Origin of the sequence: Paenibacillus sp. IHBB 10380 (genome assembly GCF_000949425.1) — a bacterium.
Taxonomy (GTDB): domain Bacteria; phylum Bacillota; class Bacilli; order Paenibacillales; family Paenibacillaceae; genus Paenibacillus_AQ.
Genome location: NZ_CP010976.1, coordinates 4869030 through 4889854, shown reverse-complemented (window position 1 = coordinate 4889854; position 20825 = coordinate 4869030). Strand labels below are relative to the sequence as shown.

Annotated in this window: 6 protein-coding genes and 5 rRNA genes; 3 read left to right on the top strand and 8 right to left on the bottom strand. The window is 45.0% G+C overall.

The window, feature by feature from the left end; all coding sequences use genetic code 11:
• Positions 1-70: 70 nt before the first annotated feature.
• Together UB51_RS22150 and UB51_RS22145 are read right to left on the bottom strand one after the other, a co-directional pair.
• Positions 71-3000 (bottom strand): 23S ribosomal RNA (locus tag UB51_RS22150).
• Between the two features lie 358 nt (positions 3001-3358).
• A 16S ribosomal RNA gene (locus UB51_RS22145) occupies positions 3359-4914 on the bottom strand.
• The 16S and 23S rRNA genes sit together here, the layout of an rRNA operon.
• 982 nt (positions 4915-5896) lie before the next feature.
• Between UB51_RS22145 and UB51_RS27400 the strand changes: the two genes are divergently transcribed.
• Both UB51_RS27400 and UB51_RS22140 read left to right on the top strand, forming a co-directional pair.
• The gene (locus tag UB51_RS27400; protein ID WP_324607726.1) at positions 5897-6253 is read left to right on the top strand and encodes a CHY zinc finger protein; all 357 of its coding nucleotides are present in this window, start codon (positions 5897-5899) and stop codon (positions 6251-6253) included.
• Between the two features lie 916 nt (positions 6254-7169).
• The gene (locus UB51_RS22140; protein ID WP_044879167.1) at positions 7170-7532 is read left to right on the top strand and encodes a YmaF family protein; all 363 of its coding nucleotides are present in this window, start codon (positions 7170-7172) and stop codon (positions 7530-7532) included.
• 526 nt (positions 7533-8058) lie between these two features.
• On the opposite strand, the gene rrf is transcribed toward UB51_RS22140, so the two are convergent.
• The 5 genes from rrf to gyrA all read right to left on the bottom strand — a co-directional run bounded on the left by rrf (position 8059) and on the right by gyrA (position 17562).
• A 5S ribosomal RNA gene (rrf, locus tag UB51_RS22135) occupies positions 8059-8175 on the bottom strand.
• Between the two features lie 63 nt (positions 8176-8238).
• Positions 8239-11168 (bottom strand): 23S ribosomal RNA (locus UB51_RS22130).
• 358 nt (positions 11169-11526) lie between these two features.
• Positions 11527-13082, bottom strand: a 16S ribosomal RNA gene (locus UB51_RS22125).
• A 497-nt stretch (positions 13083-13579) separates the two neighbouring features.
• The gene (locus UB51_RS22120) at positions 13580-14701 is read right to left on the bottom strand and encodes an HD-GYP domain-containing protein (protein ID WP_044879166.1); all 1122 of its coding nucleotides are present in this window, start codon (positions 14699-14701) and stop codon (positions 13580-13582) included.
• Between the two features lie 281 nt (positions 14702-14982).
• Complete coding sequence (gene gyrA / locus UB51_RS22115; protein ID WP_044879165.1) at positions 14983-17562, bottom strand: DNA gyrase subunit A; 2580 nt, start codon at positions 17560-17562, stop codon at positions 14983-14985.
• Positions 17563-17941: 379 nt separating this feature from the next.
• On the opposite strand from gyrA, the gene UB51_RS22110 reads away from it, so the two are divergent.
• Complete coding sequence (locus UB51_RS22110; RefSeq protein WP_044879164.1) at positions 17942-18748, top strand: YheC/YheD family protein; 807 nt, start codon at positions 17942-17944, stop codon at positions 18746-18748.
• Positions 18749-18903: 155 nt separating this feature from the next.
• Here UB51_RS22110 and gyrB read toward each other — a convergent pair whose 3' ends face one another.
• Positions 18904-20814: a DNA topoisomerase (ATP-hydrolyzing) subunit B gene (gyrB, locus tag UB51_RS22105; protein WP_044879163.1), complete on the bottom strand. Its 1911-nt coding sequence runs from the start codon at positions 20812-20814 to the stop codon at positions 18904-18906.
• Positions 20815-20825: the final 11 nt, after the last annotated feature.

Genomic DNA, 20825 nt, shown 5'->3' with positions numbered 1-20825 from the left:
TAGATACGAAACGAATTTGCAATGTTAAAACAGCATATGCTTCCGAAGTAGTTTCACTTCATGAAACTTTTAGGATAAGCCCTCGACCGATTAGTATTGGTCAGCTCCATGCATTACTGCACTTCCACCTCCAACCTATCTACCTCGTCGTCTTCAAGGGGTCTTACTAATTGGGAAATCTCATCTTGAGGGGGGCTTCACGCTTAGATGCTTTCAGCGTTTATCCCGTCCGCACGTAGCTACCCAGCTATGCTCCTGGCGGAACAACTGGTACACCAGAGGTGCGTCCATCCCGGTCCTCTCGTACTAAGGACAGCTCCTCTCAAATTTCCTGCGCCCACGACAGATAGGGACCGAACTGTCTCACGACGTTCTGAACCCAGCTCGCGTACCGCTTTAATGGGCGAACAGCCCAACCCTTGGGACCTACTTCAGCCCCAGGATGCGATGAGCCGACATCGAGGTGCCAAACCTCCCCGTCGATGTGGACTCTTGGGGGAGATAAGCCTGTTATCCCCAGGGTAGCTTTTATCCGTTGAGCGATGGCCCTTCCATGCGGTACCACCGGATCACTAAGCCCGACTTTCGTCCCTGCTCGACTTGTAGGTCTCGCAGTCAAGCTCCCTTCTGCCTTTGCACTCTTCGAATGATTTCCAACCATTCTGAGGGAACCTTGGGGCGCCTCCGTTACTCTTTAGGAGGCGACCGCCCCAGTCAAACTGCCCACCTGACACTGTCCCCGAACCGGTTTACGGTCCTAGGTTAGAACCTAGATACGATCAGGGTGGTATCCCAACGGCGCCTCCGTAGAAGCTTGCGCTCCTACTTCTCAGGCTCCCACCTATCCTGTACAGATCGTACCCAAATCCAATATCAAGCTGCAGTAAAGCTCCATGGGGTCTTTCCGTCTTGTCGCGGGTAACCTGCATCTTCACAGGTATTAAAATTTCACCGGATCTCTCGTTGAGACAGCGCCCAAGTCGTTACGCCATTCGTGCGGGTCAGAATTTACCTGACAAGGAATTTCGCTACCTTAGGACCGTTATAGTTACGGCCGCCGTTTACTGGGGCTTCGGTTCATAGCTTCGGGTTACCCCTAACCACTCCCCTTAACCTTCCAGCACCGGGCAGGCGTCAGCCCGTATACTTCGCCTTGCGGCTTCGCACAGACCTGTGTTTTTGCTAAACAGTCGCTTGGGCCTTTTCACTGCGGCCCCCTCGTGCTATTCACACTACCGGGGCACCCCTTCTCCCGAAGTTACGGGGTCATTTTGCCGAGTTCCTTAACGAGAGTTCTTCCGCGCGCCTTAGAATACTCTTCTCGCCTACCTGTGTCGGTTTGCGGTACGGGCACCTTCTCCTGGTTAGAGGCTTTTCTTGGCAGTGTGAGATCATGACCTTCGCTACTATAATTTTCGCTCCCCATCACAGCCCAGCCTTATTGATGTGCGGATTTGCCTACACATCAGCCTCACTGCTTAGACGGACACTTCCATCAGTCCGCGTCACTACCCTGCTGCGTCACCCCATTACTCATAACGGATTACGGTGGTACAGGAATTTCAACCTGTTGTCCATCCACTACGCCTTTCGGCCTCGCGTTAGGTCCCGACTTACCCTGAGAGGACGAGCCTTCCTCAGGAAACCTTGGGCTTTCGGCGGATCAGATTCTCACTGATCTTTTCGTTACTTATACCGGCATTCTCACTTGTATGCTGTCCAGCGCTCCTTACGGTACACCTTCAACCTGCATACAACGCTCCCCTACCCCTGATGCAAAGCATCAAGCCATAGCTTCGGTGGCGTGTTTAGCCCCGTTACATTTTCGGCGCAGAGTCACTCGACCAGTGAGCTATTACGCACTCTTTCAATGGTGGCTGCTTCTAAGCCAACATCCTGGTTGTCTGTGCAACTCCACATCCTTTCCCACTTAACACACACTTGGGGACCTTAGCTGATGGTCTGGGCTGTTTCCCTTTCGACAATGGATCTTAGCACTCACTGTCTGACTCCCGGAATTCGAGTCTATGGCATTCGGAGTTTGACTGAGTTTGGTAACCCTTGCGGGCCCCGCACCCAATCAGTGCTCTACCTCCACGACTTATTTCCGAGGCTAGCCCTAAAGCTATTTCGGGGAGAACCAGCTATCTCCGAGTTCGATTGGAATTTCTCCGCTACCCCCACCTCATCCCCGCATTTTTCAACATGCGTGGGTTCGGGCCTCCAGTGCGTGTTACCGCACCTTCACCCTGGACAGGGGTAGATCACTCGGTTTCGGGTCTACGTCCACGTACTAAAATTCGCCCTATTCAGACTCGCTTTCGCTGCGGCTCCGGCTTCTCACCTTAACCTTGCACGGGAACGTAACTCGCCGGTTCATTCTACAAAAGGCACGCCATCACCCATAAATAGGGCTCTGACTTTTTGTAAGCACACGGTTTCAGGTTCTATTTCACTCCCCTTCCGGGGTGCTTTTCACCTTTCCCTCACGGTACTGTTTCACTATCGGTCGCTAGGTAGTATTTAGCCTTAGCAGATGGTCCTGCTAGATTCATACGGGGTTTCACGTGCCCCGCACTACTCGGGATCCGTCTCGGAGGGATTAGACTTTTGGTTACAGGGCTTTTACCTTCTATGCCGGGCCTTTCCAGACCTCTTCACCTAACCTAATCCTTTGTAACTCCATGTGAGACGTCCCACAACCCCAAAGAGCAAGCTCCTTGGTTTGGGCTGTTCCGCGTTCGCTCGCCGCTACTGACGGAATCACTATTGTTTTCTCTTCCTCAGGGTACTTAGATGTTTCAGTTCCCCTGGTCTGCCTCTACATTCCCTATGTATTCAGGAATGAGTAACTGCGAATTACCACAGCTGGGTTTCCCCATTCGGACACCCCCGGATCAAAGCTTGCTTACAGCTCCCCGAGGCAGTTTCGTTGTTCGCCACGTCCTTCATCGGCTCCTAGCGCCTAGGCATCCTCCGTGTGCTCTTAGTAGCTTAACCATTTCGCTCATTTGTTGCGCTGTCCGCTCTCTTGTCCGTTCATTTCATCTGTTGAGTAAACCCATTAGAGGTTGAAATGAACTCCCAAAGGATCGATCATCACATCAAATTCGCTGCTACTTTTACACTACGCTTGTTGTAACACAAGCGCGATATAAAGATGTTCTAAATCGCAAATTCGTTTCGTTATCTAGTTTTCAAGGATCAAAGTCATTTCTACAAGAGAAATAACATGTTTGAAAGATTGCTCTTTCAAAACTGACAACGAGTGAGGAAATGTTCATGGAATCTATTGTTCCATAAGTCTTATCTTGACTCTTATATGAATGTTTCCGTTGCAGGAAACGATTCTCCATAGAAAGGAGGTGATCCAGCCGCACCTTCCGATACGGCTACCTTGTTACGACTTCACCCCAATCATCTACCCCACCTTCGGCGGCTGGCTCCCTTGCGGGTTACCCCACCGACTTCGGGTGTTGTAAACTCTCGTGGTGTGACGGGCGGTGTGTACAAGACCCGGGAACGTATTCACCGCGGCATGCTGATCCGCGATTACTAGCAATTCCGACTTCATGCAGGCGGGTTGCAGCCTGCAATCCGAACTGAGACCGGCTTTGGTGGGATTGGCTCCATCTCGCGATTTCGCAGCCCGTTGTACCGGCCATTGTAGTACGTGTGTAGCCCAGGTCATAAGGGGCATGATGATTTGACGTCATCCCCACCTTCCTCCGGTTTGTCACCGGCAGTCTGTTTAGAGTGCCCACCATAATGTGCTGGCAACTAAGCATAAGGGTTGCGCTCGTTGCGGGACTTAACCCAACATCTCACGACACGAGCTGACGACAACCATGCACCACCTGTCTCCTCTGTCCCGAAGGCCGCCACTATCTCTAGTGGATTCAGAGGGATGTCAAGACCTGGTAAGGTTCTTCGCGTTGCTTCGAATTAAACCACATACTCCACTGCTTGTGCGGGTCCCCGTCAATTCCTTTGAGTTTCAGTCTTGCGACCGTACTCCCCAGGCGGAGTGCTTAATGTGTTAACTTCGGCACCAAGGGTATCGAAACCCCTAACACCTAGCACTCATCGTTTACGGCGTGGACTACCAGGGTATCTAATCCTGTTTGCTCCCCACGCTTTCGCGCCTCAGCGTCAGTTACAGCCCAGAGAGTCGCCTTCGCCACTGGTGTTCCTCCACATATCTACGCATTTCACCGCTACACGTGGAATTCCACTCTCCTCTTCTGTACTCAAGTCACCCAGTTTCCAGTGCGACCCGGGGTTGAGCCCCGGGATTAAACACCAGACTTAAATGACCGCCTGCGCGCGCTTTACGCCCAATAATTCCGGACAACGCTTGCCCCCTACGTATTACCGCGGCTGCTGGCACGTAGTTAGCCGGGGCTTTCTTCTCAGGTACCGTCACTCCAGGAGCAGTTACTCTCCTGAATCTTCTTCCCTGGCAACAGAGCTTTACGATCCGAAAACCTTCATCACTCACGCGGCGTTGCTCCGTCAGACTTTCGTCCATTGCGGAAGATTCCCTACTGCTGCCTCCCGTAGGAGTCTGGGCCGTGTCTCAGTCCCAGTGTGGCCGTTCACCCTCTCAGGTCGGCTACGCATCGTCGCCTTGGTGAGCCGTTACCTCACCAACAAGCTAATGCGCCGCAGGTCCATCTGTAAGTGACAGATTGCTCCGCCTTTCAACATCTCCTCAGGAGAGAAAATGTATTATCCGGTATTAGCTACCGTTTCCGGTAGTTATCCCAGTCTCACAGGCAGGTTACCTACGTGTTACTCACCCGTCCGCCGCTGAGTATTAGGAGTGCAAGCACTCCATCAACTCCGCTCGACTTGCATGTATTAGGCACGCCGCCAGCGTTCGTCCTGAGCCAGGATCAAACTCTCCAATAGAGATGAATGTCAAATCAACTTTGCAGCGATCTCACATCCATCGAATGAAAAGAGCGATATGCTCATTTTGAAACAAACTGGCGAGAATTTGCATTCTCTACCAAATGATTTCTCATTTGTTTTGACTTCACTTTCGTGAAATCTTTACTCACTCGTTGTTCAGTTTTCAAAGATCAATTTCTCTTTCGTCATCACCAGTTGTTCTCGGCGACAACTACTATATCTTATCATGTCCGACTCAGTAATGCAAGCTTTATTTTCAATGTCATTTTCATGTGATTGTTAAGCTTTCTGGTTCGTGTTGACCGACGTTTAATGGCCGGATAAATAATATATCACGTTTGTTGTATAACTGCAAGTTATAATATTTTATAACTAATAATTATTAACTAATCACTATCATATCCCGCTCGACTCATATAGAAGGTAGTCTTTTACGTGTATTAATAGCGTCCAAATCTATCATATTAATGAAAGAGTAATGTCTTTGCCATTTGCCATTTGCTATTTGAATGATTCCTATATTATATAACATCATTCATCATTACCAAGAAATATATTCAGTCTTTAAAAGTATTCACACCTGTAACCGTATGTTATAGTATCTCAGTCCAACCCCGTAGACTCCATCTCCCCACATAGAAACATTCCAATTTATTTTCATTGAATTTAGCTAAACCATCGTTTTCCCTCTTTCTAAATCCGCCTACCGAGCATATATCACATCCTCAACATCTTGGACCATTTTACTAGCTGCATCATCCAATCCTCCTTATTAGACTATCAAACACAAGAATTTGTTTAGAGACTTATTCATGCGGAACAATTCATTGCGGAAAACATAAAGACGAACTTCAATTCTTTGAGAAATTTGCTAAGTGAAAAATATGCCTATGAAATAAAATGCTCAGTTAATCTAACAGGCAGTTATTCATAATAAAAGTGATATAGTATAATTTTCGATGGAGGTGAATTATTTCAGGTGTCGAATACTCACAGACAAAATTACGTTAGCGTACATGGTATAAAAATCTACGGGGTCGAAGTAGATCGCCAGACTCGTTGCGGACATTATCATTCTACTGTCGATATCATAGCTATTCGGTTTCCTTGCTGTGATGCCTATTATCCTTGTTATGAATGTCATAGAGAAGTTTCCGATCATCCCGCAGTAAGATGGAGTAAGGATCAGACCGATGTGAAGGCTATTCTTTGTGGTGCCTGTGGTCGCCAATTAACAATTCATGAATATCTAACCAGTAAATCTGCCTGTCCCTCCTGTAATGCTAATTTCAATGTAGGTTGTCGGGCCCATTATCATCTGTACTTTGACTTATAAATTGTTGGATGAATATTGGATCGAACAAAAGACAAAACCTTAATATTGCGCTAAAGGGACATATTAGGTCATTTTACCGAAAGGGCAGCTTCCACTAACGGGAAACGAAAGCGTAATAATATAATCACCAGAGGCTACCGACATTGGATCGGCGGCCTTCTGTGTTAACTGGGTCGCTTAATTCCATGAAATAAGTGAATTAATTTCATAATGCATCACTCAAAAAAACTGAAGATTAGACGTGGAACCCCGCGCCAAATCCGTATAATTTCTAAGGGTCTTTTGTTATTTTCATCTTGTACACCTTTTGGAAAAGCAAGTCATTGGCTAATGGACAACCTCGAATTTTTTCGGCCAAATATATTTGAACGTACTCGTACTCCTAATCATAACTGTCGTAGCGATAGGAATTTTCCTGAACACAAGTCGGAGCAAAATGTTCAATCAAATCCTACCCACTCAGGTTCGCGCCGTCGGTAGTAAACTAATGGTAGGTATGTGCTTTTCAAACTTTTTGGTCACTAGGATTATAATCATAACCCGGCATCCATAGCGGCATGTTTAAATTTGTAGCTCAGATGTTAGATTGTCATCCCATTTACTAATCACTGCCTTACTGTCATTAAATTCCCGGAAGAAGCAACGATCCAAGAATCTATTGACTCTGCGTGCCTACAGCTAAATGATCTTTCTAGCCATACCAAAACAGGTGTTTGCCTTCACTGTTTTTTTTGACTGCCCACTGAAGATCAAGGACATTTGCTCTCGTAAGACAACGAGGTTTAAAATTCATGAAATTGATTCAAGTGTATAATCAAAAAAATTATCACATGGACCGCTGATAGCCAAGCACTTATATATGTTTGCCTTAATAGGATGTTGTGAAGTCACATAATCATAAGGAGGCATGCAACGGGTGAAGAAAAGGAAACCTACAATAAAGAAAATATCAGTATCTTCTAAACAGGCACAGAGGCACGTACATGAATTTGAAGGTAGTACTAAGCTGGCTGAAGAAGGTGCAGATCGACATAACCATCGCTTTGCAGGTGTTACAGGGCAAGCGATTCGTGTAGGAAGAAGTCATGTCCATGAAATTGATCTCACAAAAACTGATTTCCTGAACCATTTTCATAATCTAAAAAGAATCAGAACAGGACCAGCTATTGCAGTCGGAAATGGCAAACACGTACATTTTGTTACAGGCCAAACTACATTAAATGATGGTCATGTTCACCAATTTAAATTTGCAACATTGATTCAAGCACCTCTTATTTAATTAACATATTTTATGTAGAAATAAAATACAGCTTTAAAAGTCGATGGTTTATTTTAATGTCATTTAATCTGGTAGACTAATATTCAATGTTCTGAATATGGAATCAATAATCGCTATAACTATATTATGCTATTCAAAAGTGAATGCGGGCGGTAAGGGACCAATGCATCATGAAGAAACACGTTCAACTAACGGGACACAATAGTTAAATAGCCTGACAGTCTAAGAATATAATCTCTCTGAGCATTACCAAATCAAATTATAATTGTAAAACAATAATGAAAAATGGATAGAGAGTCAGAAGATTTCTGACGACTCTATCCATTCTTTACACTCATAAAATGTTAACATTATATCTAATGCTTTATTATTATTGGTCATAACGGATTTCTTCTCACTTTTTAATAAAACATATTAGAAGTTCCCTTTAATATACACAATAACACAACTGCTAGTACCTGTACGTTCGTGCTAATTTTAACTAAAATAAAACCACCGTCAACTTCTGACAGTGGTTTTTTCTTTTGCTTGGCGACGTCCTACTCTCCCAGGACCCTGCGGTCCAAGTACCATCGGCGCTGGAGGGCTTAACGGTCGTGTTCGGGATGGGTACGTGTGGAACCCCTCCGCTATCGCCACCAAACGGTATTTACAAGGTTTAATCCTTGAAAACTAGATACGAAATGAATTTGCAATGTTAAAACGATAGGATAAGCCCTCGACCGATTAGTATTGGTCAGCTCCATGCATTACTGCACTTCCACCTCCAACCTATCTACCTCGTCGTCTTCAAGGGGTCTTACTAATTGGGAAATCTCATCTTGAGGGGGGCTTCACGCTTAGATGCTTTCAGCGTTTATCCCGTCCGCACGTAGCTACCCAGCTATGCTCCTGGCGGAACAACTGGTACACCAGAGGTGCGTCCATCCCGGTCCTCTCGTACTAAGGACAGCTCCTCTCAAATTTCCTGCGCCCACGACAGATAGGGACCGAACTGTCTCACGACGTTCTGAACCCAGCTCGCGTACCGCTTTAATGGGCGAACAGCCCAACCCTTGGGACCTACTTCAGCCCCAGGATGCGATGAGCCGACATCGAGGTGCCAAACCTCCCCGTCGATGTGGACTCTTGGGGGAGATAAGCCTGTTATCCCCAGGGTAGCTTTTATCCGTTGAGCGATGGCCCTTCCATGCGGTACCACCGGATCACTAAGCCCGACTTTCGTCCCTGCTCGACTTGTAGGTCTCGCAGTCAAGCTCCCTTCTGCCTTTGCACTCTTCGAATGATTTCCAACCATTCTGAGGGAACCTTGGGGCGCCTCCGTTACTCTTTAGGAGGCGACCGCCCCAGTCAAACTGCCCACCTGACACTGTCCCCGAACCGGTTTACGGTCCTAGGTTAGAACCTAGATACGATCAGGGTGGTATCCCAACGGCGCCTCCGTAGAAGCTTGCGCTCCTACTTCTCAGGCTCCCACCTATCCTGTACAGATCGTACCCAAATCCAATATCAAGCTGCAGTAAAGCTCCATGGGGTCTTTCCGTCTTGTCGCGGGTAACCTGCATCTTCACAGGTATTAAAATTTCACCGGATCTCTCGTTGAGACAGCGCCCAAGTCGTTACGCCATTCGTGCGGGTCAGAATTTACCTGACAAGGAATTTCGCTACCTTAGGACCGTTATAGTTACGGCCGCCGTTTACTGGGGCTTCGGTTCATAGCTTCGGGTTACCCCTAACCACTCCCCTTAACCTTCCAGCACCGGGCAGGCGTCAGCCCGTATACTTCGCCTTGCGGCTTCGCACAGACCTGTGTTTTTGCTAAACAGTCGCTTGGGCCTTTTCACTGCGGCCCCCTCGTGCTATTCACACTACCGGGGCACCCCTTCTCCCGAAGTTACGGGGTCATTTTGCCGAGTTCCTTAACGAGAGTTCTTCCGCGCGCCTTAGAATACTCTTCTCGCCTACCTGTGTCGGTTTGCGGTACGGGCACCTTCTCCTGGTTAGAGGCTTTTCTTGGCAGTGTGAGATCATGACCTTCGCTACTATAATTTTCGCTCCCCATCACAGCCTAGCCTTAATGATGTGCGGATTTGCCTACACATCAGCCTCACTGCTTAGACGGACACTTCCATCAGTCCGCGTCACTACCCTGCTGCGTCACCCCATTACTCATAACGGATTACGGTGGTACAGGAATTTCAACCTGTTGTCCATCCACTACGCCTTTCGGCCTCGCGTTAGGTCCCGACTTACCCTGAGAGGACGAGCCTTCCTCAGGAAACCTTGGGCTTTCGGCGGATCAGATTCTCACTGATCTTTTCGTTACTTATACCGGCATTCTCACTTGTATGCTGTCCAGCGCTCCTTACGGTACACCTTCAACCTGCATACAACGCTCCCCTACCCCTGATGCAAAGCATCAAGCCATAGCTTCGGTGGCGTGTTTAGCCCCGTTACATTTTCGGCGCAGAGTCACTCGACCAGTGAGCTATTACGCACTCTTTCAATGGTGGCTGCTTCTAAGCCAACATCCTGGTTGTCTGTGCAACTCCACATCCTTTCCCACTTAACACACACTTGGGGACCTTAGCTGATGGTCTGGGCTGTTTCCCTTTCGACAATGGATCTTAGCACTCACTGTCTGACTCCCGGAATTCGAGTCTATGGCATTCGGAGTTTGACTGAGTTTGGTAACCCTTGCGGGCCCCGCACCCAATCAGTGCTCTACCTCCACGACTTATTTCCGAGGCTAGCCCTAAAGCTATTTCGGGGAGAACCAGCTATCTCCGAGTTCGATTGGAATTTCTCCGCTACCCCCACCTCATCCCCGCATTTTTCAACATGCGTGGGTTCGGGCCTCCAGTGCGTGTTACCGCACCTTCACCCTGGACAGGGGTAGATCACTCGGTTTCGGGTCTACGTCCACGTACTAAAATTCGCCCTATTCAGACTCGCTTTCGCTGCGGCTCCGGCTTCTCACCTTAACCTTGCACGGGAACGTAACTCGCCGGTTCATTCTACAAAAGGCACGCCATCACCCATAAATAGGGCTCTGACTTTTTGTAAGCACACGGTTTCAGGTTCTATTTCACTCCCCTTCCGGGGTGCTTTTCACCTTTCCCTCACGGTACTGTTTCACTATCGGTCGCTAGGTAGTATTTAGCCTTAGCAGATGGTCCTGCTAGATTCATACGGGGTTTCACGTGCCCCGCACTACTCGGGATCCGTCTCGGAGGGATTAGACTTTTGGTTACAGGGCTTTTACCTTCTATGCCGGGCCTTTCCAGACCTCTTCACCTAACCTAATCCTTTGTAACTCCATGTGAGACGTCCCACAACCCCAAAGAGCAAGCTCCTTGGTTTGGGCTGTTCCGCGTTCGCTCGCCGCTACTGACGGAATCACTATTGTTTTCTCTTCCTCAGGGTACTTAGATGTTTCAGTTCCCCTGGTCTGCCTCTACATTCCCTATGTATTCAGGAATGAGTAACTGCGAATTACCACAGCTGGGTTTCCCCATTCGGACACCCCCGGATCAAAGCTTGCTTACAGCTCCCCGAGGTAGTTTCGTTGTTCGCCACGTCCTTCATCGGCTCCTAGCGCCTAGGCATCCTCCGTGTGCTCTTAGTAGCTTAACCATTTCGCTCATTTGTTGCGCTGTCCGCTCTCTTGTCCGTTCATTTCATCTATTGAGTAAACCCATTAGAGGTTGAAATGAACTCCCAAAGGATCGATCATCACATCAAATTCGCTGCTACTTTTACACTACGCTTGTTGTAACACAAGCGCGATATAAAGATGTTCTAAATCGCAAATTCGTTTCGTTATCTAGTTTTCAAGGATCAAAGTCATTTCTACAAGAGAAATAACATGTTTGAAAGATTGCTCTTTCAAAACTGACAACGAGTGAGGAAATGTTCATGGAATCTATTGTTCCATAAGTCTTATCTTGACTCTTATATGAATGTTTCCGTTGCAGGAAACGATTCTCCATAGAAAGGAGGTGATCCAGCCGCACCTTCCGATACGGCTACCTTGTTACGACTTCACCCCAATCATCTACCCCACCTTCGGCGGCTGGCTCCCTTGCGGGTTACCCCACCGACTTCGGGTGTTGTAAACTCTCGTGGTGTGACGGGCGGTGTGTACAAGACCCGGGAACGTATTCACCGCGGCATGCTGATCCGCGATTACTAGCAATTCCGACTTCATGCAGGCGGGTTGCAGCCTGCAATCCGAACTGAGACCGGCTTTGGTGGGATTGGCTCCATCTCGCGATTTCGCAGCCCGTTGTACCGGCCATTGTAGTACGTGTGTAGCCCAGGTCATAAGGGGCATGATGATTTGACGTCATCCCCACCTTCCTCCGGTTTGTCACCGGCAGTCTGTTTAGAGTGCCCACCATAATGTGCTGGCAACTAAGCATAAGGGTTGCGCTCGTTGCGGGACTTAACCCAACATCTCACGACACGAGCTGACGACAACCATGCACCACCTGTCTCCTCTGTCCCGAAGGCCGCCACTATCTCTAGTGGATTCAGAGGGATGTCAAGACCTGGTAAGGTTCTTCGCGTTGCTTCGAATTAAACCACATACTCCACTGCTTGTGCGGGTCCCCGTCAATTCCTTTGAGTTTCAGTCTTGCGACCGTACTCCCCAGGCGGAGTGCTTAATGTGTTAACTTCGGCACCAAGGGTATCGAAACCCCTAACACCTAGCACTCATCGTTTACGGCGTGGACTACCAGGGTATCTAATCCTGTTTGCTCCCCACGCTTTCGCGCCTCAGCGTCAGTTACAGCCCAGAGAGTCGCCTTCGCCACTGGTGTTCCTCCACATATCTACGCATTTCACCGCTACACGTGGAATTCCACTCTCCTCTTCTGTACTCAAGTCACCCAGTTTCCAGTGCGACCCGGGGTTGAGCCCCGGGATTAAACACCAGACTTAAATGACCGCCTGCGCGCGCTTTACGCCCAATAATTCCGGACAACGCTTGCCCCCTACGTATTACCGCGGCTGCTGGCACGTAGTTAGCCGGGGCTTTCTTCTCAGGTACCGTCACTCCAGGAGCAGTTACTCTCCTGAATCTTCTTCCCTGGCAACAGAGCTTTACGATCCGAAAACCTTCATCACTCACGCGGCGTTGCTCCGTCAGACTTTCGTCCATTGCGGAAGATTCCCTACTGCTGCCTCCCGTAGGAGTCTGGGCCGTGTCTCAGTCCCAGTGTGGCCGTTCACCCTCTCAGGTCGGCTACGCATCGTCGCCTTGGTGAGCCGTTACCTCACCAACAAGCTAATGCGCCGCAGGTCCATCTGTAAGTGACAGATTGCTCCGCCTTTCAACATCTCCTCAGGAGAGAAAATGTATTATCCGGTATTAGCTACCGTTTCCGGTAGTTATCCCAGTCTCACAGGCAGGTTACCTACGTGTTACTCACCCGTCCGCCGCTGAGTATTAGGAGTGCAAGCACTCCATCAACTCCGCTCGACTTGCATGTATTAGGCACGCCGCCAGCGTTCGTCCTGAGCCAGGATCAAACTCTCCAATAGAGATGAATGTCAAATCAACTTTGCAGCGATCTCACATCCATCGAATGAAAAGAGCGATATGCTCATTTTGAAACAAACTGGCGAGAATTTGCATTCTCTACCAAATGATTTCTCATTTGTTTTGATTTCACTTTCGTGAAATCTTTACTCACTCGTTGTTCAGTTTTCAAAGATCAATTTCTCTTTCGTCATCACCAGTTGTTCTCGGCGACAACTACTATATCTTATCATGTCCAACTCAGTAATGCAAGCTTTATTTTCAATGTCATTTTCATGTGATTGTTAAGCTTTCTGATTCGTTTTGACCGACGTTTAATGGCCGGATAAATAATATATCACGTCTGTCATATGAATGCAATATTTTTTATATTTTTTTCAACATATATTAAAAAGCGACCTTACCTTCTTCATACTGAAAGCAAGACCGCTTATATTTGAATATATATGCTGAGCTATGTGTGCCCTGTATAAGCTAGCCATTCCTTTAATCATTTCTACTATTTAATTATTTCTACTATGTAAAGATGGCGTTGTTGCTCCAAATTTATAATATTATTACTAACAGAGACCATAGGACGCGTAGGTTGATTATGATTTGAGAAGACAATCTCCCCTATTTGATCGTTACTCAACCTAACCATCACACCATTATTGAACTCCGTCACTTTTTTTATAAATATCTGTACTAATTTAGGATCTAATTTACCGAAGGATTCCGAGTAGATTTGTTCTAGAACCAAATATGGAGATTGTCCTTTTCGGTATGCCTTATTTAGCGTCATAGCATGAAATATATCCACTACTCCAACGATTTTGGAATACAAATGAATCATATTACTTTGAACACGTAATGGATATCCTGTACCATCGACTTTTTCATGATGTTGCAATGCTGCTAAACGTACGCCTTCATTAATAGCAGTAACATTCTTTAGTAACTGATACCCGTATTTTGTATGCTGCTGCATTTCTTCAATCTCACTAGTCGTTAAAGAGTCTGGCTTATGCAATATGGTTGGATCAACCTTAACATTTCCGATATCATGAAAAAGACCCGCGAATGCCGACTGCATCCAATCCTTTGGTGGAAGACCGCTCCACTGAGCGAGCTTGTAAGAAGACAACGCACACAGAACAGCATTATGATACATATAATCGTAGTCATTTAATAGACGAGGTGAAAAAGAGATCACACTATAATCTTTTATATAATGAATCACTCGTTCTAGCTGATTACGAATTTCATATATAGGAATTCCTGCCGCTAAAACAGAAGGATAAGCATTCTTAATCAAATGGACCAACTTATCATATTCTTCCTCAAAAGAAGATGAACTATTCGATGATGACTGATTTTGAACAAATGAATCGGAAGAGTTGCCTATAGATTTTTCTATTGTGGCTACTTTTGTATGATTTGAAACCTTTTCCTTCGTTTGAACACTTTTTTCTCTCAATTGCCCTATCTCTACATACTCTACGAGAAACGCTTTCAGAATATCTAAGTCACGTGAAAGTAGTACCTTATCTTTATGAAAGAGGAGACCTCCCAATGGGGTATATACACTTTTGACCAATTTGACACCGGGTTTTAAATCAACAATGGATACGCTAGTCATAGATTAATATACATCTCCATTTCATTTGTTCAAAGTTAATAACCGTATGCAGCAATCAAAATCATTATATTATTAATCTTATAGCTCTACAATCTATATTAGAAATTAAAACCAATCATACTCTATCCGCTCTAAGAAAAATGACCCCGGAATACATTCCGAGGTCGTTTATAGGTGCACTTAGGCTATATTTCACTTAATAAATTGTCCATTTAATAACCCAGAGTTAAAGATTCGGTAGCCATCTTTTCCGAATGATAATGCTCTTCGAAACTTAAAATCTATTCTTCTTCTAGCGTTTCATCAGAGACGTCTAGAGAAGGTTCATCACCATCGGAAGAGCTCGTCTCCGAAGACTCTATGTCCTCTCCAACTGAACCAGCATTCAAGCCTGACTCATTAAAGTCCTCTTCTCCTTCAGGAAAATCTTCTGTTTCTTCTGTTTTATCAACACGACATACCGTAGCAACGGCATCGTCCTCGCGGGTATTAATTAATTTAACGCCTTGCGTGTAACGACCCATCGTGGAGATACCTTCCATGCTCGTACGGATCAAAGTACCACTTGTCGTAATAATCATTAAGTCTTCTTCATTTTTGACAACTTTTAATGCAATGACTGGACCATTCTTGTCCGTTACATTAATCGTTTTGATTCCTTTACCACCACGGCTCTGGGATCGATAGTCACTAACCGGTGTACGTTTACCATAACCTTTAGAAGTAACGATGAGGATATCTAGGTCCTTATCTACCACATCCATGCCAATCACTTCATCTTCACCAGACAATCGGATACCCTTAACTCCTGTTGCACTACGCCCCATGGATCGAACATCACCTTCTGAGAATCTAATAGACATGCCCTGAGCAGTACCCATGATGACTTCTTGCTCTCCATCCGTAAGCTTCACTCCGATTAGTGCATCATCATCACGAAGGTTAATGGCGATAAGCCCACCCTTACGAATGTTGATGTAATCCTCTAATGGAGTTTTCTTCACGACCCCTTGACGCGTAGCAAAGAATAAGTAATCTTCACCATCAAATTTCTGCACTGGAATAACTGCATTGACAGTCTCCCCTTGCTCAATTTGAATTAAGTTGATAATCGCTGTACCCCGTGCTGTTCGACTCAACTCAGGAATCTCATATGCCTTAAGACGATACACTTTACCTCTATCCGTAAAGAATAACAAGTAATGATGTGAATTCGTCACAAAAAGATGCTCTACAAAATCCAGATCTTTAGTATCCATACCCATAACTCCACGCCCACCACGCTTTTGACTACGATATGTGTTAGCAGGAAGACGTTTAATGTAACCAGTATGACTAATTGTAATGATTACTTCTTCTTGTGGAATGAGATCCTCATCATGAATACTTTCTTCCCCAATGGTAATCTCAGTACGACGTTCATCAGCGAAACGTTCTTTAATTTCATTTAATTCTTCGCTAATAATTTGTAATATAAGCGATTCATCAGCTAAAATTTCACGGAATTCACTAATTTTCTTCAATAACTCTTGGTACTCATTCTCGATCTTATCGCGTTCTAGTCCTGTCAGACGTTGCAAACGCATCTCTAGAATGGCCTGAGCTTGCTCAATACTTAGATCAAATGTACTGATTAACCCTTCACGAGCAATATCAGTCGTCTGTGAACTACGAATTAGTGCGATAACTGCATCTAAATGATCCATAGCTATGCGCAAACCTTCTAGAATATGTGCACGCGCTTCTGCTTTTCTTAGCTCAAATTCAGTACGACGACGTATTACAACCTTTTGGTGATCCAGATAGTGATACAGTACGTCATATAGACTTAGTGTTTTGGGTTCATTATTAACGATGGCCAACATATTGATACCAAACGTTGTCTGCATCGAGGTATGTTTGTATAGATTGTTCAGGATTACATTAGGGTTCACATCACGACGAAGTTCAATAACGACACGCATACCATTGCGGTCAGATTCATCTCGTAGATCCGTAATTCCATCCAATTTCTTCTCACGAACAAGCTCAGCGATTTTCTCCACTAACCGTGCTTTGTTCACCTGATATGGGAGTTCATAGACAACGATACGCGCTTTGTTGTTATTCTCCTCAATATTAGCCTTCGCACGCATCGTTACAGAACCACGACCTGTTTGATAAGCCTGACGTATCCCCTGACGACCAAGTATATAACCTGAGGTTGGGAAATCGGGGCCTTTAATGTATTCCATTAAATCGAGTGAATCAAGTTCTGGATTCTTAATCAGAGCTTGGACACCATCAATCACTTCACCTAAATTATGTGGAGGAATATTAGTAGCCATACCAACAGCTATACCCGACACCCCATTAACCAAAAGGTTAGGATAACGAGCAGGCAATACGATAGGTTCCTGTTCTTCTCCATCGTAGTTAGCTGTGAAATCAATGGTTTCCTTGTTAATATCACGTAGCATCTCCATAGCGATCTTGGATAGCCGTGCTTCTGTATAACGCATCGCAGCTGCCATGTCGCCATCTACAGAACCGAAGTTACCATGACCGTCTACTAGCATATAGCGAAGCGAGAAGTCTTGTGCCATCCGAACCATCGTTTCATACACGGCACTATCTCCATGTGGATGATACTTACCGATAACTTCGCCGACAATTCTTGCTGATTTCTTAAAAGGCTTATCTGGGGTCATCCCTAGTTCTGACATCGCATATAAAATACGTCTGTGTACAGGTTTTAACCCATCCCTTACATCAGGCAAGGCACGGCTTACAATAATACTCATTGCATAGTCCATAAATGACTCGCGCATCTCAACGCCAATATCCCGATCCTTAATTTGCGAGTTAATTTCTTCCGCCATACTGGACCTCCTCCAATTTCCTATCAACCTTAAATAAACTCTATAAGCAAATAGAAACGGTTCCTCCATCTAGGAGTCCGGAATCCGCTTCATAACCTATCACGCTATAAAAAATCAGTAATCTTTATTATATTACTTTCTCAAAAGGAGCACAATTAAACGTTAAAGCTCTTAAAGGGGGAAATATGCCTAATTTTATAGACGTATTAGGGATATGCCCTGCCTTGATTAGATACCAAAACATACATTGTTAGGGAAATACCCTATCTCATAGTATACCATTGTTTCATTACATTGTCTTAAGTTTTACACCCTTTAACATATCTAAATCGTCTGTATTAACTATTCTAAAAATGTAATTTTGAAAGGATGAATCTTCTTGGCAATTCAGCGTGTCTCAAGTAAATGGGAAAAGACCAAAGTGCTTCTCCAAAATGAAGAGATATCCGCCTATATTCCGCTCACTTATAAATACAATTGGGATGCTTTGGACAGCATGTTGAAAGTATACCCCATGGTATATATCAAACCTGATCAAGGGACCTATGGAAATGGCGTTATGCGTATTGAACAATTACCAGATCAAGATCATGTGCCAAGTGAAGAAATCCCAATAAAATATAAATACTTACTTTATTATGATACGACCGTTGAGATCTTCCCTTCACTTGAACCACTTCATACTTATATTACTTCACATATACGTAAACACACGTATTTGATTCAGCAAGGTATCGTATCTTTGCAGTATAACAATCGCTCCTTCGATCTTCGCGTTCTCACCCAAAAAAGTCCTAATCATCGGTGGGCCTCAACAGGAATTCTTGGACGTGTGGCAGCTCCTAATAAAGTAGTAACGAACCATCACAATGGTGGAAGTGTTTATATGATGGATATCTTGTTATCTAATTACATGAATCGAATGGAGGTATTCAAATTTGAGCGATCACTTCATAGTCTTGGAACGGAAGTTGCCGTTCAACTTGAAAAGAAATACCCTGGTATCAAGGAACTTGGGTTGGATGTTGCTATAGATTCTGATCTAAAACCATGGATTCTTGAAGTAAATACTCTTCCGGCTCTAATTCCATTCAAAAAGTTTATACCTGATAAACATGTGTATAAACGAATACATCGTTATGCCGTATCCTACGGCAGATATTCTTCCAAGAAAAGAAGCATTTAAACAAGCTTAATCTGTTATATAAGGATAAACGGCTTCGTGGTCCTAAAAGGACATCATTGGTTTACCGACGAAATAATCATGAAAGTTTATACCATCTAAATTTAAAAAAAAGAAGGTGCAGTCGCACCTTCTTCAGTATATTTGCAAAATTTATTTTAAATATCAAGATTTTTAACGGTTTTAGCATGCTCATTAATGAAATCACGTCGTGGTTCAACGTTATCACCCATCAATGTATCAAATATGCTATCTGCCATCATAGCGTCCTCAATCCGTACTTGAAGCATGGTGCGACTCTCTGGGTCCATCGTTGTTTCCCATAATTGTGATGCATTCATCTCACCAAGTCCTTTATAACGTTGAACGTTAAATTTAGCATTTGCACCAAACTCACTTATGATCTGATCACGTTCAGACTCGGTATTCGCATAACGAATGACTTTGTTACGTTCTACTTTAAACAACGGTGGCTGCGCGATATAGATATACCCTGCATCCACTAACTTACGCATATACCGATAGAAGAACGTCAGCATCAATGTACGAATATGCGCACCATCGACATCGGCATCTGTCATAATAATAACTTTATGGTAACGAGCTTTACTAAGATCGAAATCTTCAGCTACACCTGTTCCAAGCGCTGTAATCATATTACGAATTTCTGCGTTAGATAAGATACGGTCCAATCTAGCCTTCTCGACATTTAGAATTTTACCCCGAAGTGGGAGAATCGCTTGAAAATGTCGGTCACGACCTTGCTTAGCTGATCCGCCTGCTGAATCTCCTTCGACAATGTAAAGTTCACTTAACGATGCATCTTTCGAAGAACAGTCCGCTAATTTACCTGGCAAGGCACTGACTTCTAGTGCACTCTTACGTCGTGTTAGCTCTCGGGCTTTGCGTGCAGCTTCACGTGCTCTTGCAGCCTGTAGGCCTTTTTCTAATATGCGACGGGATACAGCAGGATTTTCTTGTAAAAATTCTTGGAGCTTCTCTGAGAATAGTGACTCTACAATCCCACGTACTTCACTGTTACCCAATTTCGTCTTTGTTTGACCCTCAAATTGAGGTTCTGGAATTTTGACCGATATAATCGCTGTTAGTCCTTCACGAACATCATCACCTGAAAGGTTGGAAGTACCCTCTTTAATCAAACCTGATTTACGAGCATAGTCATTAATGATTCGGGTCAAAGCACTCTTGAATCCAGATTCATGAGTTCCACCTTCATGCGTATTGATATTGTTCGCAAAAGAATAAATGTTCTCTGTGTAGCTATCATTATATTGTAAGGCGACTTCAACCTGTATCATATCCCGTGAGCCTTCTACGTAGATTGGATCTTCATGAAGTGCTTCTTTTTTCTCATTCAAAAATCTCACATACTCAATAATTCCGCCCTCATACATAAAACGATTCGAGACTCCGCTGCGCTCATCTGTAAGTGTTAGTGCAATACCTTTGTTTAAGAAGGCAATTTCACGAATACGAGTAAGAAGAGTTCCGTAGTCATATTCAACCGTCTCTGTGAAAATTTCTGGATCAGGATAGAAAGTAACTGTCGTTCCATGTTCTTCCGACTCCCCGATTACTTTCACATCATATTGAGGTACACCACGACGATATTCTTGCTGATAGACTTTGCCTTCAAGCTGAACGGTAACAAGAAGTTTTTCAGATAAAGCATTTACAACCGATACGCCCACACCATGTAGTCCACCCGATACTTTATACCCACTACCACCGAACTTACCACCTGCGTGAAGAACAGTCATAACGACTTCTAGAGCAGACTTTTGCATCTTCTCATGTTGCCCTACAGGGATACCACGGCCGTTATCGACAACAGTAATACTATTATCTTGATGAATCGTAACTTCGATATGGTCACATATACCGGCCATTGCCTCATCGATACTATTGTCAACTACTTCCCACACTAAATGATGCAAACCCTTAGCACTGGTGGATCCAATATACATCCCCGGCCGTTTACGGACGGCTTCTAGACCTTCCAATACCTGAATCTGACTCGCATCATATGTTGGTTGATTCATAGACATGCCTTCACCTA

Excerpts from the sequence above, each read along its gene's own strand:
- UB51_RS22120 (WP_044879166.1), bottom strand. The coding sequence starts at position 14,701 with ATGACTAGCGTATCCATTGTTGATTTAAAACCCGGTGTCAAATTGGTC.
- gyrB (WP_044879163.1), bottom strand. The coding sequence starts at position 20,814 with ATGTCTATGAATCAACCAACATATGATGCGAGTCAGATTCAGGTATTG.
- gyrA (WP_044879165.1), bottom strand. The coding sequence starts at position 17,562 with ATGGCGGAAGAAATTAACTCGCAAATTAAGGATCGGGATATTGGCGTT.